We start from the raw sequence: 22,390 nt of genomic DNA, 5'->3' as shown, positions 1-22,390 counted from the left end.
CCTCATATTTCTTACCAGTTCGTCGCTGGACTAGTGGATGGTGTCGTCGACGGGCTGACTCGGTACTTCGTGAGTACCTCGGTCATGATCTTCTGGAAGGTCGGCGCCGCGGCGGCCGAAGACTTCATGATAACCGGCTTCGTGTAGGTGACGATAACGCCGTACTGAGGATTCTCGGCTGGCGCGAGACCTGCGAGCGAGACGATGCGATCGCTCGAGTAGACGCCGTGCTCCGCGACCTCCGCCGTGCCGCTCTTGGCCGCGACCCGATAACCGGGAATTTGCAGCGACCTCGACAACTCGCCGCCGGTGACCACACTCTCGAGCATGTTGACCACGGTCTTGGCCGACGACTCGGCGACCACGCGGGCGCCTGCCGTCTGCGGCAGATCGGTCACCGTTCCGTCGGGGTGAGTGCAGCCCTCGACCAGCGTCAATGGCAGCCTGACCCCGCCGTTTCCGATTGTCTGGAAGATACCGGCGAGCTGGGGCAGCGTGGCCGAGACGCCCTGTCCGTAGAGCACGTTGTATTTGGTCTGGTCGTCCCAATGCTTGGCGAGGCTGCCGGATGCCTCTCCGAGGAAGTTGACGGCCGTCTTCTCGCCAAGTCCGAATTTCTTCATGTAGTCGTAGCGAACGCTGGGGGAAACCGTCGAGCCGAGCATCGAGATTCCGACGTTGGACGACTGCTGCAGCACCCCGGTCAGCGTGAGCCGCTCCGGCGCATGCGCCCCGGCGTCGTGGATCATGCCGCCCTCCGGCGTCTTCCACGCCGACGGCACGGTCACGCCCGGTGTCGTGGGTGTGGCCTTTCCGGTGTCGATGAGGATCGCCGCGGACATCGCCTTGAACGTCGACCCCGGCTCGTACTGAGCAGTGAAGGCGAGCGAGCCGACATTGTCAATCGGCGTGCCGTCAACATTGTTCGGATCGACGTTCGGCCAGTCTGACATCGCCATGATGTGCGCGTCCTTGATCCTGAACACGATCGCGGTGGCCGAGGTGGCTCCGATGGCCGTCGCCTGTTGGGCAATCGCCTGATCCGTGAAGAACTGCAGGTCGTCGTCGATGGTCAGCTTGAGCGTGCCGCCGGGCTTGGCCGCCGTCTTCGTCACCGTGCTGCCGGGGATCTGCACTCCGTCCTCGCCCCTCTCGTAGGTGGACGTCCCGTTGGCGCTCGCGAGGCAACTCTTGTCGTAACCGAGTTCGAGACCTCCGCCGGCCCCGTCAGTATTCATATATCCGGTGAGGTTTCCGGCGACCGCGCCGGTCGGGTAGGTGCGGATCGGGTGCGAGGGAAAGTAGAGGCCGGGGATCTTGAGGGCGCGAATCGCTCGCATGCTCGTCGTATCGACGGTCTTGCTGACAACCGCGTAGTCTGATTTGGGGTTCTTCGAGAGCGAGAGATAGACAGCAGAGGGATCCTGCTTCGTGATGGTTGCGATCTCGTTCGCGACATCCATCAGCGAGACCTTCGTGACAGTGCCGTTCTTCGCCTTACGGTCGAATCCGCCCTGCATGGTCCGCGGCGACGCTGTCACGTCGTAGCGAGTGACGGTGTCGGCGAGTATCACCCCGTTCGAGTCGATGATCTGACCGCGCGGCGCATAGGTGACAGCGGCGATTGCACGCTTGCTGAGCGAATCTTTGTTGAGTTGATCCGCCCGCACCAGCTGGATGTCCACCAGCCGGCCGGCGAAGACCGCGACGACCACGAAGACCACCACGATCGAGAGGGCGAGGCGCCGACGGTTCATGCGAGGGTTGTTCACCTGGTGCTTCCTAACTCTCGGTATGCCGATGCCGCGCTAGTGGGTCTGGGGCGATGGCAGTACTCCCGGACCCGACGGTACAGAGCCGGTTCCGGTTGTACCGGCAGGCGCGCCATTCGCCGCCAGGCCGTTTGGGTCGGTGGCGTTTGGATCGGTGGCGCCGAGCCCGGCGATCTGCGGCGTGATCAACTGGTTGGCGACCGGCGGTGCCTCGGTAGTTCCGGTGACCGCTGCCCTGGCCGGTGACGCTGGCTGGAGCACAGTACCGTCGGAGAGCCTGAACCATCCCGCGCCGCTGCCGTTGGCGATCATCCCGAGCGCCGCCGCCTGAGCGGACAGGTTCTGCGGGGAATGCAGCACGTGCAGCTCCTCGGTCAGCGTCTGCTGGTCGCGTGCCAGTTCAGTGTGATTCTGCTGGAGCGAAGCGATCTGGTAGGCACCATCCGATAGAAGGATGCTCAGCAGCAGTTGAGACATCAGGATGACGAAGAGGCCGGCGACCGCCACGAGCGCGTACACCACGCGCGGCCGTGCTTTGCGCTGTGCCCTAGTCGAGATGACCTCGATATGACGGGGGTGTTCCTCGACCTCGCGCGGGGCGCGGGTCGGGAGGGAAACCGCGAGATTACCGCTCATGCTGCCTTCCGCACTCTCTCTGCTGCGCGCAGGCGAACCGGCGCGGACCGTGGATTGATATCTTTTTCGTCGTCTGTCGCAAGCTCTGCCCCACGAAGGAGCAGCGTGAGTTCTGCACGATGCTCCGGAAGCTCGATGGGAAGTCCGGCGGGGGTAGTCGAGGAGGATGCCGCGGCAAGCGCCCGCTTGACGATGCGGTCTTCGAGCGACTGGTACGCGAGCACCACGATGCGACCCTTCACTTCGAGCGCATCGATGGCCGCGGGAATGGCCCTTTCGAGCACCGACAGCTCCTGGTTGACCTCGATGCGAAGAGCCTGAAAGACCCGCTTCGCCGGATGCCCGTTGCGCTGCACGGCCACCGGGGTGGCGGCCGTGATGAGTTCGACGAGCTGGGCGGAGCGGACGAGCGGGGTCGTCGCTCGGCTTTCGACGATGCGCTTCGCGTACCGCTGGGCAAGTCGTTCCTCGCCGTATTCCCAGAAGATGCGGCGCAGTTCGGTCTGGCTGTAGTCGGCGAGGATGCGCTCGGCGGTGAGCGGTGAGGTCGCATCCATCCGCATGTCGAGCGGGGCATCCTTCGAGTAGGAGAAGCCGCGCTCCACCCTGTCGAGCTGAAGCGACGAGACGCCGAGGTCGAAGAGGATACCGGAAACCTTGTCGATGCCGAGTGAGTCGAGAGCCTCCGAGAACCGGTCGTAGACCGTGTGAACCAGGTGCACACGGTCGCCGAAGCGCGCCAGCCGCTCCGCCGCGATGGCGAGTGCGTCAGTGTCGCGGTCGAGCCCGACGAGGGTGAGCTCCGGGAAGCGCTCAAGGAAAGCCTCAGCGTGGCCGGCCATGCCGAGCGTGGCGTCCACGAGCACGGCGGAGGGTCGCCCGAGCGCTGGACTGAGCAACTCGACGGTGCGTTCGAGCATGACTGGGGTGTGGATCTGGTTCTCGACCATGGTGACCGGTACCGGCCCCTTGTCCCTGATCCCCATCCGGTCCGACCTGCCACCGGGGAAGTGCGGCAGGGCGTGTGATCGGCTGGGAGTCAGAAGCAAGGCGCTAGAAGAGCCCGGGGATCACCTCCTCGGTCGTCTCGGCGAAAGCACTCTCCTGCTCGGAGTAGTAGGTCTCCCACGCGGCGGTGTCCCAGATCTCCGCGCGGTTGCCCGCGCCGATCACCGTGAGTTCGCGGCCGAGGCCGGCGTAGGTGCGAAGCGCTGCGGGGATGGTCACGCGGTGCTGACTGTCGGGCACTTCGGCGTTGGCGCCGGAAAGGAAAAGACGCAGGTAGTCGCGTGCCTGCTTGCTCGTAACGGGAGCCTGGCGGATGCGATCGTGCAGTTCCTCGAATTCACGAGTGCTGAACACGTAGAGGCAGCGCTCCTGGCCGCGAGTGACCACGATGCCGGATTCCAGTTCCGACCAGAATTTCGCCGGAAGAATAACGCGGCCTTTGTCGTCGAGCTTCGGGGTGTGGGTGCCAAGAAACATCGGCCACTCCCCCTTATTCTCCGGCCTGGATTCAGGTACGCTCCACTTTACTCCACTCTCCACCACAAAACAACGATATTCGCGTGAATGTGCCCCATATTGGGGCACCGCACCCTGCAAACAAAGGTAAGTACCCGGTGGAGGGTTGTGGAGAAGAACGGCGCGAATTTGGGCAAAAAGAAAGGGCCGACCTCGCGGTCGGCCCTACTGAAAAACTGTGTTACTCGTCGTGCCCGTCCTGGCGCTTGTCCCAACGCTCATTCATACGATCCATAAAACTGGCGCGTTGACGAGCTGCGGGCTCCGCGGGTGCCGGAGAGGCTGCGCCCCGCCGGGGAGAAGAGATGGCCATCAGAACACCGACGAACATGATGACAAAGCCTGCGATGCCGAGGATCGGGAGACGGAGTACCACGCCTGTCACGATCACGGCGATACCGAAAACTCCGATCAGGATGCCGATCACGACGGTGCGGACATTCGGGCGCCCTCGATGAGTCCCTACAGTCGCGACGAAATCGGCGTCGTTGTGATAGAGACTGCGCTCCATCTCCTCCAGGAGACGTTGTTCCTGTTCCGACAGCGGCATGGTGACTCCTCTCATGATTGAGACCGACGCATGCTAACTCTCAATTGTATGCGCCCGTGCGTGGCTAGGCTATATCCGTGGCTGAGAGTACGCGGTTAGTTGATCTGGTCCAAGCGGACATCGATGCCTTTCTTGACGAGCGGCAACCGCTCCTCGCATCCATCGGCGGCGATCTTTCTCCCTTCATCGATTTCTCACGCGATCTACTCCGCGGCGGCAAAAGGTTCCGTGCGCTCTTCTGTTACTGGGGATGGCAGGCCGTCACCGGACAATCGACCAGTTCCGATGTCATCACCGAGAGCACCCCGCCGAGTGACCTTTCGGCCGTTGTCGGCGCAGCGAGTGCACTCGAGATCTTCCACGCTGCAGCTCTCGTCCACGACGACATTATGGATAACTCAGACACGCGACGCGGTCTGGCGTCTGCCCACAAGCGCTTTGAATCCCTGCACGACGAAGGCGAATGGACGGGCGAAGCGCAGAGTTTTGGCCAGTCCGCCGCCCTGCTCCTCGGCGATCTGCTTCTCGGCTGGAGCGACGAGCTGTTCGACGCCGGCACGAGACGTCTCGCCAGCACCGAGGCGCGTGATGCTGCGCGATTCGAATTCAACCGGATGCGTACCGAGGTCACCCTTGGCCAATACCTCGATGTGCTCGAAGAGCGCTCGTGGCAGAGCTACCCCGAACCGGAATTGCTCAGCAGGGCACACCGGGTGATCGTCTACAAATCGGCCAAGTACAGCATCGAGGCTCCCCTGGCGATCGGGGCCGCGCTCGGAGGCGGCAGTGCGGAACAGGTAATCGCGTTGCGCGATTTCGGCCTGCCGCTCGGCATCGCGTACCAGTTGCGGGACGACCTGTTGGGCGTCTTCGGTGATCCGGAAACGACCGGCAAGCCCGCCGGTGATGATCTTCGCGAAGGAAAGCGGACGGTGCTGATCGCACTCGCGCGCACCAAGCTGCCGACGAACGCGACAAGTCTTCTCGATGAACTGCTCGGCGATGCGGATCTCTCCGCCCAGCAGATCTCGATGCTGCAGGCGTCGATCCGCAATAGCGGAGCCGTCGAACACGTCGAACGGATCATCGACCACAACGTGAAACTCGCTGTCGCAGCCATCACCGACTCCCCGATCAGCGGCGCGGCGCGGCACCAGCTGGTTCAACTCGCCGACACAGTGATCAAGCGCTCGGCGTAGCCGTTCGAACCTAGAAGCCGAGCGCCTGCGCTACGCGACGCACTTCGGCCTTGCGCCCCGAGCGGAGCGCTTCGATCGGAGCCGTGCCCAGACTCTCCTCGTCGGAGAGCAGCCAGTGCATCGCTTCATCGTCGGTGAAGCCGCTGTCGTGGAGTACAAGGAGGGTGCCGCGAAGTTCACCGAGTGGTTCATTGTCCCTCACAAAGGACTCCGGCACCTTCCATGCTCCATCGACTTTGACGGCGAGCAGCTGTTTGTCTTCGATCAGGCGGCGTACTTTGCTGACACCGATTCCAAGGATGTCGACGAGATCGGGAATGGTGAGCCAACGTATGTCGGGGGCAGTAGTCACCCTGCAAGCCTGCCAGAACTGTAGACGGACGCAAACATGGACTTGGATGTTTCCAACAAATTAACTCAAACCCCATCAGTCACGATAATTGACAGTGAGTTACATCTGTGCCAGCGTTGGTTGATTGCAGTAGTACGCCTGCTCGGGGCCGGGAGTTGACGGGGAACCACATGACAAGCACACCAGGATATGAATCTCGACATTCGACGCCGAAGGAACAGAGTCGTTTGAGCAAGAGCCTGTTCACGACTTTGCCGATCGTTCTCGCCGGCTCGATGGCTATCAGCACAACCCTGACCGGGCCGATCCAGACCGCGGAGGCCAAGCCGCGCGGCGACAAGCCTCGATCGATTCCTTCGGAACTCGGCAAGACCATCCGCGATGCTTTCACCGCGGCGGCGCGCGCCTCGACCAATCCGAACGCTGCTCCCGTCTCCACGGCCGAAACGGCAATTGCGGTTGCACCGGCCACGTACCGGGTTGTCGCGGGCGACACCATCAGCAGCATCGCCGGACGTTACGGGCTCGCCACGGCATCCGTACTCGCGCTCAACGGCCTCGGCTGGAAGTCGACAATCTTCCCCGGGCAGACCCTCAAGCTCAGCACGGGAGGTGCGGTCGCCGTCGTGGCCGCACCCGCACCCGCACCCGCTTCGACCAGCAGGTACACGATCCACAGGGGCGACACCATCGGCCACATCGCCGCGAAGTTCGGCGTTTCGACGCAGAACCTCCTGAGCGCCAACGGACTCGGCTGGTCGAGCATCATCTACCCAGGGCAGACCCTTGCGATCCCCGGTGCTGCGTCGGCATCCGTCGCTCCGGCGCGCCCGGTCGCGATCACACCCGTCGCCCTCACACCCGTCGTCTCCGTGAAGCCTTCGACCGCATCGAACTACGTGATCGCCACTGGCGACACGATCAGCAAGATCGCCGCCAAATTCGGCGTGACCACGCAAGCGCTCCTCACCGCAAACGGACTCGGTTGGTCGAGCATCATCTACACCGGCCGCACCCTGGCCATCCCCGGCGCTGCAGCAATCGTCCCCGCATCGAGCACGCAGGCCATAATTCCGCAGTCGACAGTGCTCACCGCCGAAATGGCCGGCAACGCGAAGACCATCATCAAGGTCGGACAGTCGCTTGGCGTTCCGGAGTACGGACTGGTCATCGCGCTGGCCGCAGCCGCACAAGAGTCCGGGCTCCGCAACCTCAACTACGGCGACCGCGACTCGCTCGGCCTGTTCCAACAGCGTCCGAGCACCGGATGGGGCAAGCCGGCCCAGATTCTCGACACGACCTACGCCGCCCGCCTCTTCTTCGGCGGAGCCAGCAACCCGAACAAGGGTTACACCCGCGGCCTGCTCGACATCTCCGGATGGCAGTCGAAGACCGTGACTCAGGTGGCCCAGGCCGTGCAACTCTCCGGATACCCCGATGCCTACGCCAAGTGGGAGACAACCGCGCGCTCCTGGCTGGCGGCCCTGAGGTAACGCTTTAGCCACTCACGGTGTTTTGACGAGATGCTTTGGCCAGCCAACTTTAGACTCAGGTCGTGAGTACCAATAGCACTGATCCGTTGATCGGACGTCTCATCGACGGCCGATACCAGGTGCGCTCACGCATCGCTCGCGGAGGTATGGCCACCGTCTATCTTGCGACCGATCTGCGCCTCGAACGCCGAGTCGCGATCAAGGTGATGCACGGTCACCTCGCCGACGATTCACAGTACAAGGCACGGTTCATCCAGGAGGCGCGCTCGGCCGCGAGGTTGGCGCATCCGAATGTCGTGAACGTCTATGACCAGGGCCAGGACGGCGAGACCGCCTACCTCGTCATGGAGTACCTGCCGGGGATCACCCTGCGCGACCTGCTGCAGGAACATAAAGTGCTCACCACCGTGCAGACCATGGACATCATGGACGCACTCCTTTCCGGGCTGGCCGCCGCGCACAAGAACGGCATCGTGCACAGGGACCTGAAGCCCGAGAATGTGCTGCTGGCGGATGACGGACGTATCAAGATCGGTGACTTCGGCCTGGCGAGGGCGGCCAGCGCCAACACGGCCACCGGCAATGCGCTGCTCGGTACGATCGCCTACCTCTCCCCCGAGCTCGTGACCCGCGGAGTGGCCGATACCCGCAGCGACATCTACGCCGTGGGCATCATGCTCTACGAGATGCTTGCCGGCGAACAGCCCTTCAAGGGCGAGCAGGCATTCCAGATCGCCCACCAACACGCCAATGACACCGTTCCGACACCGAGCAGCAAGAATCCTCGCGTTCCGGCTGAACTCGACGAACTCGTTCTGTGGGCGACCGCACGGGATCCCGACCAGCGCCCCCGCGATGCGAGAGCGATGCTCGAACAGTTGCATGAGACCGAGGCGCTGCTGCGCCAGGATGACGGAGTGACCGGCGCGACGGCCGTCCAGCGCACGATGGTGCTGCCCACCGCTGTCGACTCACCATCGTCGACCGCTGAAACCCAGATTCTCACCCCCAAGGCGCGGCATCGCACCGGCCCGGTCCTCACCGAGTCCATGACGGAACTTGCGGCGAAAAGCGATCGACGTCGACGTAAGGGGTTCTGGCTCTTCGCGCTGGTCATCCTTCTCACGGCGGCGGCCGGCGGAACCGGCTGGTACTTCGGCGCAGGGCCGGGTGCCAAGGTCACGGTGCAGAGCGTCTCAGGGCAGACCCAGGATGCCGCGCGCGCCGCCTTGAAGGCTCAGGATCTCGTCGTGAGCGACACCACCACATCTGTTTTCTCCACGACAGTGGCGAAAGACCTGGTTGTCGGAACGACACCCAAAGCGGGAACGCAGCTCGCCCACGGAACTCAGGTGAGTCTCGTGGTCTCCGGCGGTCCGCAGCTCATTCCGGTTCCCAAGCTCGTTGGTCTCACGGAGGACGATGCGAAGCAGAAGATTGCCTCGGCGAAATTCGCCTCGAAGGACTCCACCAAACAGTTCGACCAGAAGATTGCCGAGGGCCTGGTGATCTCCGCTCTCGGTGCTGACGGTTCAGCGCTGACCGAGGGGCAGAACTACGGCGAGAAGCAGCCGATCACCCTCGTTGTCTCGCTCGGTGCGATCCCGGATGTCTCCGGCCAGGCGGTCGGCGAGGCGAAGACGATCCTGTCCGGCAAGAACCTCACCGGCGTACCGGCCGCAACGCAGGAAGCCAGCGACACCGTCGCCAAAGGCCTGGTCATCCGTGCCCAGGCTCAGAACAACGGCAAGGCGGTGACCGAAGGCAGCACCGTCGACCTCATCATTTCCTCGGGCAAGCCGCAGGTGCAGGTGCCGGATGTCGTCGGAAAGACGTGGACAGTCGCGAAACAAGTGATCGCCGACGTCGGCCTACAGGTCAAATTTAAAAATGGCATCAGCGAATTCCTCTCGGCAGCACCGAACAGTGTGACGGTCAGTTCGGTGAACCCGAAGGCTGATGAGACCGTTGATAAGGGATCGACCGTGACTATCGCTCTGCAGGCTGGCGGCGGCTAATGTCGGAACAGCGACTCAGCGCATAGTGACCGGAGCGCATCCGCTAGCGAGCGCTGAGTTCCTCGGCCACGAGGAACGCGAGTTCCAGCGATTGCATGTGATTGAGCCGCGGGTCGCACAGTGACTCGTAACGGGTGGCGAGGGTTGCCTCGTCGATCTGCTCCGAGCCGCCGAGGCACTCCGTGACGTCGTCGCCGGTGAGCTCGATGTGGATGCCGCCGGGGTAGGTTCCCGCAGCGCGGTGCGCTTCGAAGAACCCTTTGACCTCGTCAACGACGTCGTCGAAGCGGCGCGTTTTATAGCCGTTCGGCGTGGTCAGGCCGTTGCCGTGCATCGGGTCGCTGACCCACAGCGGGTTGGCGTCCTCCTGCTTGATGGCCTCGAGCAGCGGAGGAAGAGCATCCCGAACCTTGCCGGCGCCCATGCGAGTGATGAAGGTCAGGCGGCCTGGCTCGCGGTTCGGATCAAGCTTCTCGATCAAGCGGCGCATGTCGTCTGCCGTGGTCGTCGGGCCGAGCTTCACCCCGATCGGATTACGCACGCGCGACATGTAGTCGACATGGGCGCCGTCCAGGTCGCGGGTGCGCTCGCCGATCCAGAGGAAGTGGGCCGAGGTGTTGACCGGCGTTCCGTTGCGGGAATCGACGCGCGTCATCGGGCGTTCGTAGTCCATGAGCAGGCCCTCGTGGCTGGTGTAGAACTCGACCCGCCTGAGTTCCTCGAAGTCAGCGCCTGCCGCCTCCATGAACTTGATCGCCTTATCGATGTCGCGTGCCATCTGCTCGTAGCGCGCGTTGGCCGGGTTGCGGGCGAAGCCCTGGTTCCAGCGATGCACCTCGCGCAGGTCGGCGAAACCACCCTGGGTGAAGGCGCGCACCAGATTGAGCGTCGAGGCGGAGGTGTGGTAACCCTGCACGAGGCGACGCGGATCGGCTTCGCGCGACTCGGGCGTAAAGTCGTAGCCGTTGACGATATCGCCGCGATAGGCGGGCAGCGTCACGTCGCCACGGGTCTCGGTGTCGCTCGACCGGGGCTTCGCGAACTGGCCGGCCATGCGGCCCATCTTGATGACAGGCGTGGATGCGCCGTAGGTCAATACGACAGCCATCTGCAGCACCGTCTTCACGCGGTTGCGGATCTGATCGGCCGTGGCGCCGGCAAAGGTCTCCGCGCAGTCGCCGCCCTGCAGCAGGAAAGCCTGCCCGCGCGCGGCAGCGGCGAGACGCTCACGCAGCACGTCGACCTCGCCAGCGAAGACGAGGGGCGGGAGGGTGGCGAGCTCATCGGACGCCGCCTGGACTGCCGAGGCATCCGGCCACTGTGGCTGCTGCTTGATCGGGAGTGTCCGCCAATAGTCGAGCCCGGAGATCACGGATGGATCGGCGAGTACGACAGGATCTTCGGACGGATCAAACACGGGCTGTGTTCCTTCGGTGGGACGGGTGGAGACGACGGGCAAAAGACCCGATTTGCCAGCCTACCGGCTGGACGAGCCCTGCTTCTCCTTAACCGAAGAGGCGTAGACATCCACATATTCCTGACCGCTCAGGCGGTCGAGTTCGTACATGATCTCGTCGGTGATCGAACGCAGGATGAAGCGGTCGCCCTCCATGCCCTCGAAGCGGGAAAAGTCGAGAGGCTCGCCGATTACGATGCCGATACGACGCACCTTCGGAAGCCGCTGCCCGATGGGCATCACCTTCTCCGTATCGATCATGGCGACGGGTACGACTGGTACACCGCCCTCGAGAATCATGCGCGCGACACCGGTGCGGCCGCGGTAGAGCTTGCCATCGGGGCTGCGAGTGCCCTCGGGGTAGATGCCGAGCATCTCACCATGGGCCAACACTGTGAGACCGGTCTGGAGGGAGGCCTCCGACGCTTTGCCGCCCGAGCGATCGATCGGCAGCATGCCGGTGGCCTTGAGGAAATTCTTGATAAACCAGCCCCTGGGTCCGCGCGCCGTGTAGTAGTCGCTCTTCGCCAGAAAACTGATGCGGCGGTCTATGACGAGTGGGAGGAACACCGAGTCGATGAACGAGAGGTGGTTGCTCGCCAAAATGACGCCACCAGTCTTCGGGATGTTCTCGTGGCCGGTGACCCATGGACGGAAGACCGTCTTCAAAATCGGCCCCGCGACCAGGTTCTTCATGAACCAGTAGAACATTCAGACCCGCCTTCGACAGATCAAACTCTACCGCGACTCGACGTGCAGCCGGGCGAGGTCAGCGGCCCCGACGACACCGGCGTCGTTGACGAGTTCGGCGATCACGAACTCCGGTTCGGGGTGATAACCGCGGGCGGGAAGGTGGGAGAGGTAAGCCTCGCGGATCGGGTCGAGCAGCAGGTCGCCGGCTGCCGCCACTCCTCCGCCGAAGACGAAGAGCTGTGGATCGAGCACCGCGCTGAGTGACGCGCATGCCTCGCCGAGCCAGCCGCCAAGCTTGCGGAGCGCTTGCACGGCACCCGGGTCGCCGTTCACGATGAGTGCCGCGACATCGGGGCCATCGAGCACGCCCTTCTGCTGCCGCACGGCAGCGAGGCCGAGACCGATGCCGCCGACATCCGCGATCTCGTTCGCCATGCGTAGGAGCGCCCTGCCCGAGCCGTACTGTTCGATGCAGCCGCGTGCACCGCAGCCGCACGGCAGTCCGTCCGGCACGATGCGCATATGACCGAGTTCGGCTCCGGTACCGAAACCGCCGCGGAACAGGCGGTCCTGGGTGACGATCGCACCGCCGACGCCTGTACCGATGGTGAGCATGGTCATGTCGCTCACGAGCCGGCCGGCGCCGAAGCGGAACTCCGCCCAACCGGCGGCATTCGCGTCGTTGTCGATGGTGATGTCGAGGTCGAGGCGCTCCATCAGGCGCTGCCGGAGCGGCTCGTGTCGCCAGCTGATGTTAGGCGTGTAATACACAGTGGACTGGGCCGCATCGATGAAACCGGGCGCAGCGACACCGGCCGCCGCGACTTCGTGCCCGTCACGGAGCTTCTCGATCATGGCGACGACGGCATCGACGATCGCCTCGGAGTCGCCGGCCGGGGTTGGCAGGCGGTCCTCGGCGATGATATCCCCGAGTTCGGAGACCAGCGCTCCGGCGATCTTGGTGCCGCCGATGTCGATTCCAATAGCGTGCACGAGCGAGAGACCTCTTCTTGTCTGCGAGTGAATGGCGCGGGTCGAATCCTCATTGGTTCCCCAGACGCACCACCTAGAGTTTAGGCAAGGCTGGTGCCACACGCTATTTACGGCGGGTCACCCGCATCGCCCCGGTAGGCTGACAGCACCTACCGCACCGGTACCGAAGGAGTTGCCGTGGAACAGTTCGACGCACCCGCTGTGGTCACAGCAGACCCGGATGCCAACGCAAGCGATCTGCTCGTGGATCGCGTCGCCGCTACCCCCGACCTCGCGCTCTTCGCGCTTCCTACAGCCAATGGCGGCTGGGAAGACGTGAGCGCGAAAGAGTTCCTGCGCCAGGTCGTCGCTCTGTCGAAGGGACTCGTCGCCTCTGGCATCCAGCCGGGCGACAAGATCGGCCTCATGTGCAAGACGCGCTATGAGTGGACCCTCATCGACTTCGCCACCTGGTTTGCCGGCGCGATCCTGGTTCCGGTGTACGAGACGTCGTCCCCGAGCCAGGTGCAGTGGAACCTCACCGACTCCGGCGCGATCGGCATGATCACCGAGACGCCCGACCACTTCGCCCGCTTCGACGAGGTGCACGCCGACCTCCCGCTCATCGAGCACGTTTGGAAGATCAACCTCGGCGACCTCGACAAGCTCGCGGCCTCCGGTACTGACGTTCCCGACGAGGAGATCGAGCGCCGCCGCACGCTCGCCAAGGGTTCCGACATGGCGACCCTGATCTATACGGCGGGCACGACGGGCCGACCGAAGGGATGTGTGCTGACGCACTCGAACTTCGTGGAGCTGAGCCGCAACGCGGCACAGGCGATCTCCGAGGTGGTCAACCCCAACTCCAGCACGCTGCTGTTCATCACCACCGCCCACATCTTCGCCCGCTTCATCGCGGTACTGAGCGTGCACGGCGGGGTGAAGGTTGGTCACCAGGCCGACACGAAACAACTGCTACCGGCCATGACATCCTTCAAGCCGACCTTCCTGCTGGCGGTTCCGCGGGTGTTCGAGAAGGTCTACAACTCCTCGGAGCAGAAGGCGGAATCCGGTGGCAGGGGCGCGATCTTCCGCACGGCGGCCACCGTCGCGATCGCACACTCCAAAGCGCTGGACGCCGGCAAGGTCCCCTTCGGCCTGCGAGTGAAGTTCGCCGTGCTCGACCGACTGGTGCTCTCCAAGATCCGCACGGCAATGGGCGGCAACGTCAAGTACGCGGTCTCTGGATCTGCCCCACTCGGACTGCGCCTCGGACACTTCTACCGCAGCCTCGGCATCACCATCCTCGAGGGCTACGGCCTTACCGAGACGACGGCACCGATCTCGGTGAATCTGCCATCGAACTTCAAGATCGGCAAGGTCGGTCCGCCGCTGCCCGGCATGTCGGTGCGCATCGCGGCCGACGGCGAGATCCAGGCCAAGGGAATCGACATCTTCGATGGCTACTGGAACAACCCCGAGGAGACCGCGAAGGTCTTCGATGGTGACTGGTTTAAGACCGGTGACATCGGTGAAATCGACAACGAGGGCTACCTCACCATCACCGGCCGCAAGAAGGAGATTATCGTCACGGCGGGCGGCAAGAACGTCTCCCCCGCCCAGCTCGAGGATCCCATCCGCGCCAATCCGATCATTGGCCAGGTGATCGCGGTCGGCGAGCAGAAGCCGTTCATCTCCGCCCTCGTCACTCTCGACGAGGAGATGCTCCCGGTCTGGCTGCACAACAACGGAGAAGACGCCACCATGAGCCTCTCCGAGGCGATGACCAACCCGAAGGTGATCGCCGAGGTGCAGCGTGCCGTGGATGCCGCCAACTCGACAGTCTCGAGGGCTGAGTCCATCCGCAAGTTCGTGATCCTGCCCAAGGACCTCACGGAGGCGAGCGGACACCTGACACCGAAGCTCAGCATCAAGCGCAACGTCATCCTCGAGGATTTCGCCGACGTGATCGAGGGCATGTACCAGGGCGCTCCGGCCTCCGAGGGCGTCGCGCACTAGACCCGGTCGTTCCAGCCTGTCGGGACATCGGCAGGCTGAATTAGCGACCCTCGGCTAGAACCAGTCTGACTCGCGGATGAGGCGCATGGCCTCACGCTTCACATCTTTTTCCAGGCCGTCGATGTAGAGCTTGCCATTGAGGTGGTCGGTCTCGTGTTGCAGCGCCTGGGCCATCACACCGGTGCCACTCAACTCGATGGGATTACCCTGCAGGTCTTGCCCCGTGACACGGGCATTGGGGTAGCGCAGTCGCGGAAAGTAGAAGCCGGGCACCGAGAGACAGCCCTCGTCCATGAGCTCGGGCTCGCCAGAGAGATCGGCGATCACCGGATTGATGATGTAGCCAACCTCGCCGTCGACGTTGTAGCTGAACGCGCGCTGGTTCACCCCGATCTGCGGTGCCGCGACACCGGCTCGGCCTGGTACTTTCACCGTCTCCACGAGGTCTTCGACGAGGCCGGTGACGTCGTCGGTCAGCGTGATGGGATCCGAGACCGTCTTCAGCACTGGATCGCCGAAGAGCCTGATCTGTCGTTCCGTCATTCCTGCGTGCTCACTCTCTCTTGTGCGAGTTCTTTCTCTGCATCCAACAGGGCATTCTCCACGACCTCGCTCGCGGCCGGGTGCGGCCAGTACATCGAGCGGGCCAGACCACGAATCGACAGGCCACGGCTCGCGGCGAGCACGAGCGGCTGGATAAGGATGCTGGCTTCCGGCCCAATAATATGCGCGCCGAGAATGAGTCCGCTTCCGCTGTCGACCACGAGCTTGCAGAAACTGGTGGTGTCTTCGAGCGCCCAGCCGTAGGCGGTGGACGAGTAATCGCGGGTGACGACGACTGCGTTCGGCGCCTCGACCTCGGTGAGACCGAAGTGGGCGACCTGGGGACGACTGAAGATCGCCGCGGGGACCGGACCAGGGTCCCCGCCCCCTACCTGGTCATCCGGGTGCAGCAGGTTGTTCTGCACGATGCGCGCCTGGTGATTGGCGACATGTTTGAGCTGCCATTCGGACGACACGTCACCGAGGCCGTAGATACCCGCCGCTGGCCGGCCACCGACCAGGGCGCGCTGTCGATCGTCGACAGCGAGACGCCCGTCGGCATGTAGGTCGAAACCTGCCGCTTCGAGGGCGAGCGTGTCGGTGTTCGGGATGCGACCGAGCGCGACCAGCACGCTTTCGGCTTCGAGGGTGTCACCCTTATCGAGTTGGAGACTCAGCCGGTCGCCCCTCTCGATCGACTCGACTGTCGTGCCCGTCAGCAGTCGCCACTGGGTCGCTGCGAACTCGGTGAAGCGGGCTGAGACGTCGACGTCCATCGAGCTGAGCAGCCGTTGGCCACGAATGACCTGGGTGACCTCGACACCCAGGGCAGAGAAGATGTGCGCGAACTCGACGGCGACAGCTCCTCCGCCGATGATCACCAGTGAGGTAGGCAGCTCGTCGATTCTCATGATCGAGTCGGAGTCGTGGATGCCCGGCCCTGGCTCGTAGGCGGCGACTAGCGGGCGCGGGCGCGACCCCGCGGCGATGACGATCCGTTCGCCACGAATCCTCTCGCCACTCGCACTCACTAGCACGTGCCGGCTCTCGAAGCCGAAGCTTTCCCGGAACACCGTGACGTTGGGGATCTTCACGTCGCGGTTGCGGAACCCGGCTTCGCTCAGGCCGTCGGTACGCGTGAATACGCGATCACGGATGCTCTCCCACTCCACTCGGGGAGGTAACGAATGGAGTCCGAGTCTCGAGCCGTCCGCGGCATCGGCCGCGACATCCGCCACGTGCACGAACATCTTGGTCGGGATGCATCCCGCGTTGAGGCAGGTGCCACCGAAGTGGGCGCCGTCATCGATGAGCGCGATCGACAGGTGGGAGAACTCCCTGTTGATGATCGAGTTGCCCGAACCGCCACCGATGATGACGAGGTCGAACTGCCGCGGTGCCCGGTCGTCGGGCTCGACACGCTCAGGCACCCTGGCGAGCCGGCAGGCCGTCCGTCACGAGGGCGGCGAGTTCCCGAGCGGATGCCTTGGTGAGCGGTCTGAGTTCCTTGTAGTTGATCACCGAACCGGCGGCGAGCTGCGGGTCGTAGGGAATCCGTACGATCTCGCGCACCCGCGACTTGAAGTGGGCCTCGATCTCCTCGAGCTTCACGAGGTTGGTTCCCTGGGTTCCTGTGTTGAGAGCGACCACAGCGTTGCGCACGAGCGCACCGTATCCGTTGGCCTCCAGCCAGGTCAGAGTCTCCGAAGCGAGACGGGCCTCGTCGACGCTGCCGCCTGAAACGATCACCACGGAGTCTGCGCGCTGCAGTGTTGCCCGCATAACGGAGTGCACGATGCCCGTGCCGCAGTCGGTCAACACGATCGAATAGAACCGGGCGGCGAGATCTGCGACCACGTTGTAGTCGTTCTCATCGAAGGCCTCGGAGAGCAGCGGGTCGGTGTCGGAGGCGAGGATGTCGAGACGGGTTTCGTCGCGGGAGACCATCGTCGTGAAGTCGTTGAAGCTGGTGATCGACGGCGCCATGGTCACGACGTCGCGAACCGTGGATCTGGTCTGTTTGTTGACGCGCTCGGAGAGGGTTCCACGATCCGGGTTCGCGTCGATCGCGATTACCCGGTCTTCGCGAGCGTCAGACATGGCCATGCCGAGCAGTGCGGTGATAGTGGTCTTGCCGACACCGCCCTTACGGGTCAGCACCGGGATGAAGCGGGCTCCGCCCTCGAACTTCTTGTCGATGCGCGCCTCGACGGCTTTGCGTGCGCGTACTTTCCGGGAGTCGCCGCGATTGACCGCATGGAGCGTGATCGCATAGAGGAAGGCGTTCAGTCCACCCTCCGGCTTGACGCGCTTATTCCTGCGCTTGTCGATCAGGCGATCGGCGGTGAGCATGCCCGCCGCTTCCGGCGTGTTCGAGACTTCGGCGCGCATCCTGTCGCGTCGGCTGAGGGCGCGATCGTCGTTGCTCGGCAGGTCCGGGATGAACGGTGCCTCAGGCTCCGGCTCCGGTGCTGCCTGCGGCGCCACGACGGGAATGGAGGTGGTGGTCGGCTCGGTGACCTCGACGAATCCCGGGTTGACCGGCACCTCGACGATCGCCACCGCAAGTTCGTCCTCCGGGGCGGCGTGGACCGTGTTCGGCAGGCTCACCTCGATGGTGAGACTCTCGGGCAGGCTGGAAGCGAGGTCGTCGGACCGCGTGTCGACCAGGTCGACATCGTCTTCAGAACCCGGGTATCCCCCGTGCTCGTCAGACTGCCTGTCTCTGATTGCCATTGAGCAGCACCTTCCGTTGTTTCAACCCTCTAGTTTACCGCGAGCCGTCGTTGGGAACGGTACTCGCGGCCGCGGGCGCAGCCTAGGTGCAGTTCTTAGGCCGGCGCGATTTCGAGGAGAAGGTCGCCACCGTCCACCTGTTGGGTTTTCGGTACAGCCAGACGACGCACGGTGCCACCGAGGGCGGCGGTGATGGCCGCCTCCATCTTCATGGCTTCGATCGACGCAACGCTCTGTCCGAGTTCGACGGTGTCGCCCTCCGCGACCTGCAGGGTGACCACACCGGAGAACGGGGCCGCGACATGGCCTGGCTTTGCGGCATCCGCTTTCTCAGCAGACTTGTTCTCTACGGCAATGCCGCGATCGCGGATGAACACCGGACGCAGCTGGCCATTGAGGATCGTCATGACCGTGCGCATGCCCTTGTCGTCGGCCTCGCCGATCGCCTCGAGACCCACGTAGAGGCTCACACCCTTGCTGATCTCGATGATCTGCTCCGACCCCTGGCGCAGGCCGTAGAGGTAGTCGACGGTATCGACGACCGAGAGGTCGCCGTAGAGCTCGCGTACCTGCTCGAACTGCTTGGTCGGGCCAGGGAACAGCAGTCGATTGAGCGTCGACCGCCGGGACTTCGCGTCGCCGGCGAGACCAGCGCGGTCGTCCTCGCTGATCTCCTCGACCCCGATCTTAACTTTGCGTCCGGCCAGCACCTTGGTGCGGAATGGTTCAGGCCAGCCGCCGGGCAAATCGCCGAGCTCGCCGGCCATGAAGCCGATCACCGAGTCCGGGATGTCGTACTTGTCGGGGTTCTGCTCGAAGTCGTCGGGGTCCGCATTCGCCGCCGCGAGGGCGAGCGCGAGATCGCCGACCACCTTCGACGACGGCGTGACCTTGGGGGGACGGCCGAGAATCCTGTTGGCCGCCGCGTACAGGTCCTCGATCTTTTCGAACTGGTCCGCGAGACCGAGAGCGATCGCCTGCTGGCGAAGATTACTGAGCTGCCCGCCGGGAATCTCGTGATGATAAACGCGACCGGTGGGGCCTGGCAGGCCGGACTCGAAAGGCTTGTACGCGTGGCGCACGGCCTCCCAGTACGGCTCGAGGTCCGAGACCGCCTGCAGGGAGAGTCCGGTGTCGCGTTCGGTGTGCGCGAGCGCGGCGACGAGCGCGGATGCTGATGGCTGGCTGGTGGTTCCGGCCATCGGCGCGCTCGCCACATCCACTGCGTCTGCTCCAGCACGGCTGGCAGCGAGCAGGGTGGCCAGCTGGCCGCCGGCGGTGTCGTGGGTGTGCACGTGCACAGGAAGGTCGAAACGATCGCGCAGGGCGGTTACCAGCTTCTCGGCGGCGTTCGCGCGCAGCAGGCCTGCCATGTCCTTGACGGCGAGGATGTGAGCGCCAGCCTCGACGATCTGCTCGGCCAGTTTCAGGTAGTAGTCGAGCGTGTAGAGGTCTTCCGACGGGTCGAGCAGGTCGCCGGTGTAGCAGACTGCCACTTCCGCGACAGCACTCCCGGTAGCGAGGACGGCGTCAATGGCGGGGCGCATCTGCGAGACGTCGTTGAGGGCGTCGAAGATGCGGAAGATGTCAACGCCCGTGGAGGCAGCCTCGCGAACGAAGGCGTCCGTGACCTCGGTGGGATACGGCGTGTACCCGACGGTGTTGCGCCCGCGCAGCAGCATCTGGATGGCAACGTTCGGCAGAGCCTCGCGCAGGCTGGCGAGACGATCCCACGGATCTTCACCGAGGAAGCGCAGTGCGACATCGTAGGTCGCTCCCCCCCAGGCCTCTACGGATAGCAGTTCAGGCGTCAGTCGCGCGACATACGGCGCGACGGCCACGAGATCCCTGGTGCGTACCCGGGTGGCGAGCAGCGACTGGTGGGCATCGCGGAAGGTTGTCTCGGTCACTGCGAGAGCTGTCTGCTGGCGAAGCGCCGAAGCGAATCCTGCCGGGCCGAGCTCGAGCAGGCGCTGGCGCGATCCAGCGGGCGCCGGCTGTGCAAGGTCGACCTTCGGCAGCTTGATGGACGGGTTGATGATGCCCTCGCCGTCGCCATAGGGGCGGTTGACGGTGACATCCGCGATCCAGTTGAGGATCTTGGTACCGCGGTCCTTGGACTGGTGGGTGTGGAAGAGCTGTGGGCGTTCCTCGATGAAGGCGGTGCTGAGATCTCCAGCGGCGAACGACGGGTCGTCGAGCACGGCCTGCAGGAAGGGGATGTTGGTGGAGACACCACGGATGCGGAACTCAGCGAGACCGCGCTTGGCCCGCGCGACGGCGGCGGCGAAGTCCCGGCCGCGGCAGGTCATCTTCACCAGCATCGAGTCGAAGTGCGGACTGATCTGGGTGCCGGGATCGATGGTTCCACCGTCGAGACGGATGCCGCCGCCGCCGGGCGAGCGGTAGGTGGTGATCTTGCCGGTATCAGGCCGGAAGCCCGCGGCCGGGTCCTCGGTGGTGATGCGGCACTGCAGCGCGGCACCGCGCAGGCGGAGGTCGCCCTGCTGCAGGCCGAGCTCCTTGAGCGTCTGGCCGTAGGCGATCCGCATCTGTGACTGCACGAGGTCGACGTCGGTGACCTCCTCGGTCACCGTGTGCTCGACCTGGATACGCGGGTTCATCTCTATGAAGACGTGCTGGCCTTTGCGCTCCCCCGCGGTGTCGAGCAGAAACTCGACGGTGCCCGCGTTGACGTAGCCGATCGACTTCGCGAAAGCGATGGCATCGCGGTACATGGCCTGGCGGGTGTCTTCGTCCAGGTTCGGCGCCGGAGCGATCTCCACGACCTTCTGGTGACGACGCTGCACCGAGCAGTCGCGCTCGAAGAGGTGCACGGTCTCGCCAGTGGAATCCGCGAGGATCTGCACCTCGATATGACGGGGACGCACCACAGCCTGCTCGAGGAACATCGTCGGGTCACCGAACGCACTGTCGGCTTCACGCATGGCCTCCTCGAGGGCGGCCTTCAAATCTTCTTTCTTCTCAACGCGACGCATGCCACGCCCACCGCCGCCCGCGACCGCCTTAGCGAAGATCGGGAAACCAATCTCGTCGGCGCCGCCGAGCAACTCGTCGAGGTCTTTGGACGCCGGGGTCGATTTGAGCACGGGAACACCCGCGGCGATCGCATGCTCCTTCGCGGTGACTTTATTGCCCGCCATCTCGAGCACGTGCTGGCCAGGACCAATGAACGTGATCCCGGCGGCGGCGGCGGCCTCGGCCAACTCCGGGTTTTCTGAGAGGAACCCGTAGCCGGGGTAGATCGCATCGGCACCGCATTCGAGCGCGACACGGATGATCTCCGACACGTCGAGGTAGGCGCGCACCGGATGCCCCGGCTCGCCGATCTGGTAGGCCTCGTCGGCTTTCAGACGGTGCATCGAGTTGCGATCCTCATACGGGAAAACAGCCACCGTCGAGGCGCCGAGCTCATAGGCGGCGCGGAAGGCGCGAATCGCGATTTCGCCGCGATTGGCCACGAGGATCTTTGTGAACATCTGGTCCTTTCCGACTCCGGCCAGCTTAGAGCGGGGGCAGAAGGAGCCCAGCCGCATTTGCTGTATCCGCACAGCGAAGATTTAGGTTCTTTCAGACTAGTGAAGGTATCGTCTCTTCTTGTGCATGTACTCAGCGTCAGCTCCCTCAAAGGAGGAGTGGGAAAGACCACGGTAACGCTTGGGCTCGCCTCGGCCGCTTTCGCGAAGGGGCTTCGCACTCTTGTCGTTGACCTCGATCCGCAGTCGGATGTCTCGACCGGTATGGACATCAACGTCGCCGGTCATCTCAATGTCGCCGACGTTCTCGCCTCCCCCAAGGAGAAGATCGTTCGCGCGGCCATCGCGCCGAGCGGATGGACAAGGGCTCACGCCGGCAAGATCGACGTGATGATCGGCAGTCCGTCAGCGATCAACTTCGACGGACCGCACCCGAGCATCCGTGACATCTGGAAGCTCGAAGAAGCTCTCGCCAATGTCGAGGCCGACTACGACCTCGTGCTCATCGACTGCGCTCCGTCGCTCAACGCGCTCACCCGTACAGCGTGGGCTGCGAGTGATCGCGTCGCCGTCGTCACCGAGCCGGGTCTCTTCTCCGTCGCGGCCGCCGACCGGGCTCTCCGCGCGATCGAAGAGATCCGTCGCGGGCTCTCCCCCAGGCTCCAGCCGCTCGGCATCATCGTGAACCGTGCTCGCGTGCAGTCGCTTGAGCATCAGTTCCGCATCAAGGAACTCCGCGACATGTTCGGACCTCTCGTGCTCAGCCCCCAGCTGCCGGAGCGCACGTCACTTCAGCAGGCTCAGGGTGCAGCCAAGCCCCTGCACGTATGGCCCGGTGAGAGCGCACAGGAGATGGCCCACAACTTCGACCTGCTGCTCGACCGGGTTCTTCGCACGGCGAAGATGGGCGAGTACGCGGTTACCGCCTAG

The 22,390-nt window shown here is 64.1% G+C and carries 18 protein-coding genes; 5 read left to right on the top strand and 13 right to left on the bottom strand.

Annotated features, from left to right (window positions below; genetic code table 11):
* Nucleotides 1-11 precede the first annotated feature (11 nt).
* The 5 genes from ABIB56_RS03385 to ABIB56_RS03365 form a co-directional block, all read right to left on the bottom strand.
* On the bottom strand, nucleotides 12-1,772 hold the full coding sequence (locus ABIB56_RS03385) for a peptidoglycan D,D-transpeptidase FtsI family protein (RefSeq protein WP_354567492.1): 1,761 nt from the start codon (nucleotides 1,770-1,772) through the stop codon (nucleotides 12-14).
* 36 nt (nucleotides 1,773-1,808) lie between these two features.
* Complete coding sequence (gene ftsL, locus ABIB56_RS03380; RefSeq protein ID WP_354567490.1) at nucleotides 1,809-2,408, bottom strand: cell division protein FtsL; 600 nt, start codon at nucleotides 2,406-2,408, stop codon at nucleotides 1,809-1,811.
* Complete coding sequence (gene rsmH / locus ABIB56_RS03375; RefSeq protein WP_354567572.1) at nucleotides 2,405-3,358, bottom strand: 16S rRNA (cytosine(1402)-N(4))-methyltransferase RsmH; 954 nt, start codon at nucleotides 3,356-3,358, stop codon at nucleotides 2,405-2,407. Before rsmH ends, ftsL begins: the two co-directional genes overlap by 4 nt.
* Before the next feature lie 103 nt (nucleotides 3,359-3,461).
* Nucleotides 3,462-3,893 carry a division/cell wall cluster transcriptional repressor MraZ gene (gene mraZ / locus ABIB56_RS03370; RefSeq protein WP_354567488.1) on the bottom strand — a complete coding sequence of 144 codons (432 nt, stop codon included), beginning with the start codon at nucleotides 3,891-3,893 and terminating at the stop codon, nucleotides 3,462-3,464.
* A 220-nt stretch (nucleotides 3,894-4,113) separates the two neighbouring features.
* The gene (locus tag ABIB56_RS03365) at nucleotides 4,114-4,482 is read right to left on the bottom strand and encodes an SCO2097 family morphological protein (protein WP_354567486.1); all 369 of its coding nucleotides are present in this window, start codon (nucleotides 4,480-4,482) and stop codon (nucleotides 4,114-4,116) included.
* Nucleotides 4,483-4,559: 77 nt separating this feature from the next.
* Here ABIB56_RS03365 and ABIB56_RS03360 point away from each other — a divergent pair, with 77 nt between their 5' ends.
* Complete coding sequence (locus ABIB56_RS03360) at nucleotides 4,560-5,681, top strand: polyprenyl synthetase family protein (RefSeq protein ID WP_354567484.1); 1,122 nt, start codon at nucleotides 4,560-4,562, stop codon at nucleotides 5,679-5,681.
* A 10-nt stretch (nucleotides 5,682-5,691) separates the two neighbouring features.
* On the opposite strand, the gene ABIB56_RS03355 is transcribed toward ABIB56_RS03360, so the two are convergent.
* The gene (locus tag ABIB56_RS03355; RefSeq protein WP_354567483.1) at nucleotides 5,692-6,033 is read right to left on the bottom strand and encodes an Rv2175c family DNA-binding protein; all 342 of its coding nucleotides are present in this window, start codon (nucleotides 6,031-6,033) and stop codon (nucleotides 5,692-5,694) included.
* 170 nt (nucleotides 6,034-6,203) lie between these two features.
* Here ABIB56_RS03355 and ABIB56_RS03350 point away from each other — a divergent pair, with 170 nt between their 5' ends.
* Together ABIB56_RS03350 and pknB are read left to right on the top strand one after the other, a co-directional pair.
* Nucleotides 6,204-7,526, top strand: coding sequence for a LysM peptidoglycan-binding domain-containing protein (locus ABIB56_RS03350; RefSeq protein ID WP_502917539.1), 1,323 nt, complete (start codon nucleotides 6,204-6,206; stop codon nucleotides 7,524-7,526).
* A gap of 62 nt (nucleotides 7,527-7,588) precedes the next feature.
* The gene (pknB, locus tag ABIB56_RS03345) at nucleotides 7,589-9,544 is read left to right on the top strand and encodes a Stk1 family PASTA domain-containing Ser/Thr kinase (protein WP_354567479.1); all 1,956 of its coding nucleotides are present in this window, start codon (nucleotides 7,589-7,591) and stop codon (nucleotides 9,542-9,544) included.
* Nucleotides 9,545-9,587: 43 nt separating this feature from the next.
* Here the strand turns inward: pknB and ABIB56_RS03340 are convergent, their stop codons facing one another.
* The 3 genes from ABIB56_RS03340 to ABIB56_RS03330 are packed head-to-tail and all read right to left on the bottom strand — an operon-like array spanning nucleotide 9,588 to nucleotide 12,686.
* Entirely contained in the window at nucleotides 9,588-10,961 is a 1,374-nt protein-coding gene (locus ABIB56_RS03340) for a class II 3-deoxy-7-phosphoheptulonate synthase (RefSeq protein ID WP_354567477.1), read from the bottom strand.
* A 60-nt stretch (nucleotides 10,962-11,021) separates the two neighbouring features.
* A complete protein-coding gene (locus ABIB56_RS03335; RefSeq protein ID WP_354567475.1) occupies nucleotides 11,022-11,711 on the bottom strand; it encodes a lysophospholipid acyltransferase family protein in 690 nt (229 codons plus the stop codon).
* 27 nt (nucleotides 11,712-11,738) lie between these two features.
* On the bottom strand, nucleotides 11,739-12,686 hold the full coding sequence (locus tag ABIB56_RS03330; protein ID WP_354567473.1) for an ROK family glucokinase: 948 nt from the start codon (nucleotides 12,684-12,686) through the stop codon (nucleotides 11,739-11,741).
* A gap of 177 nt (nucleotides 12,687-12,863) precedes the next feature.
* On the opposite strand from ABIB56_RS03330, the gene ABIB56_RS03325 reads away from it, so the two are divergent.
* Nucleotides 12,864-14,684 (top strand): AMP-dependent synthetase/ligase, encoded by a 1,821-nt coding sequence (locus tag ABIB56_RS03325; protein WP_354567471.1) that lies wholly within the window; start codon nucleotides 12,864-12,866, stop codon nucleotides 14,682-14,684.
* A 54-nt stretch (nucleotides 14,685-14,738) separates the two neighbouring features.
* On the opposite strand, the gene def is transcribed toward ABIB56_RS03325, so the two are convergent.
* The 4 genes from def to ABIB56_RS03305 form a co-directional block, all read right to left on the bottom strand.
* Nucleotides 14,739-15,227 carry a peptide deformylase gene (gene def / locus ABIB56_RS03320; RefSeq protein WP_354567469.1) on the bottom strand — a complete coding sequence of 163 codons (489 nt, stop codon included), beginning with the start codon at nucleotides 15,225-15,227 and terminating at the stop codon, nucleotides 14,739-14,741.
* Nucleotides 15,224-16,657 (bottom strand): mycothione reductase, encoded by a 1,434-nt coding sequence (locus ABIB56_RS03315; RefSeq protein ID WP_354567467.1) that lies wholly within the window; start codon nucleotides 16,655-16,657, stop codon nucleotides 15,224-15,226. Before ABIB56_RS03315 ends, def begins: the two co-directional genes overlap by 4 nt.
* Nucleotides 16,650-17,963 carry a MinD/ParA family ATP-binding protein gene (locus ABIB56_RS03310; protein WP_354567465.1) on the bottom strand — a complete coding sequence of 438 codons (1,314 nt, stop codon included), beginning with the start codon at nucleotides 17,961-17,963 and terminating at the stop codon, nucleotides 16,650-16,652. The genes ABIB56_RS03315 and ABIB56_RS03310 overlap by 8 nt, the downstream gene beginning before the upstream one ends.
* A gap of 95 nt (nucleotides 17,964-18,058) precedes the next feature.
* Entirely contained in the window at nucleotides 18,059-21,463 is a 3,405-nt protein-coding gene (locus ABIB56_RS03305) for a pyruvate carboxylase (RefSeq protein WP_354567463.1), read from the bottom strand.
* A 120-nt stretch (nucleotides 21,464-21,583) separates the two neighbouring features.
* On the opposite strand from ABIB56_RS03305, the gene ABIB56_RS03300 reads away from it, so the two are divergent.
* A complete protein-coding gene (locus ABIB56_RS03300; RefSeq protein WP_354567461.1) occupies nucleotides 21,584-22,390 on the top strand; it encodes a ParA family protein in 807 nt (268 codons plus the stop codon).

Origin of the sequence: Glaciihabitans sp. UYNi722 (genome assembly GCF_040549465.1) — a bacterium.
Taxonomy (GTDB): Bacteria; Actinomycetota; Actinomycetes; order Actinomycetales; family Microbacteriaceae; genus Lacisediminihabitans.
The sequence above is the reverse complement of the archived record's forward strand: the minus strand, read 5'-3'. Positions and strand labels throughout refer to the sequence as shown.

Bases quoted from the DNA above. Each gene is read 5' to 3' on its own strand.
- ftsL (WP_354567490.1), bottom strand. From the start codon at position 2,408: ATGAGCGGTAATCTCGCGGTTTCCCTCCCGACCCGCGCCCCGCGCGAG.
- rsmH (WP_354567572.1), bottom strand. From the start codon at position 3,358: ATGGTCGAGAACCAGATCCACACCCCAGTCATGCTCGAACGCACCGTC.
- mraZ (WP_354567488.1), bottom strand. From the start codon at position 3,893: ATGTTTCTTGGCACCCACACCCCGAAGCTCGACGACAAAGGCCGCGTT.
- ABIB56_RS03365 (WP_354567486.1), bottom strand. From the start codon at position 4,482: ATGCCGCTGTCGGAACAGGAACAACGTCTCCTGGAGGAGATGGAGCGC.
- ABIB56_RS03350 (WP_502917539.1), top strand. From the start codon at position 6,204: ATGACAAGCACACCAGGATATGAATCTCGACATTCGACGCCGAAGGAA.
- ABIB56_RS03335 (WP_354567475.1), bottom strand. From the start codon at position 11,711: ATGTTCTACTGGTTCATGAAGAACCTGGTCGCGGGGCCGATTTTGAAG.
- def (WP_354567469.1), bottom strand. From the start codon at position 15,227: ATGACGGAACGACAGATCAGGCTCTTCGGCGATCCAGTGCTGAAGACG.
- ABIB56_RS03310 (WP_354567465.1), bottom strand. From the start codon at position 17,963: ATGGCAATCAGAGACAGGCAGTCTGACGAGCACGGGGGATACCCGGGT.
- ABIB56_RS03305 (WP_354567463.1), bottom strand. From the start codon at position 21,463: ATGTTCACAAAGATCCTCGTGGCCAATCGCGGCGAAATCGCGATTCGC.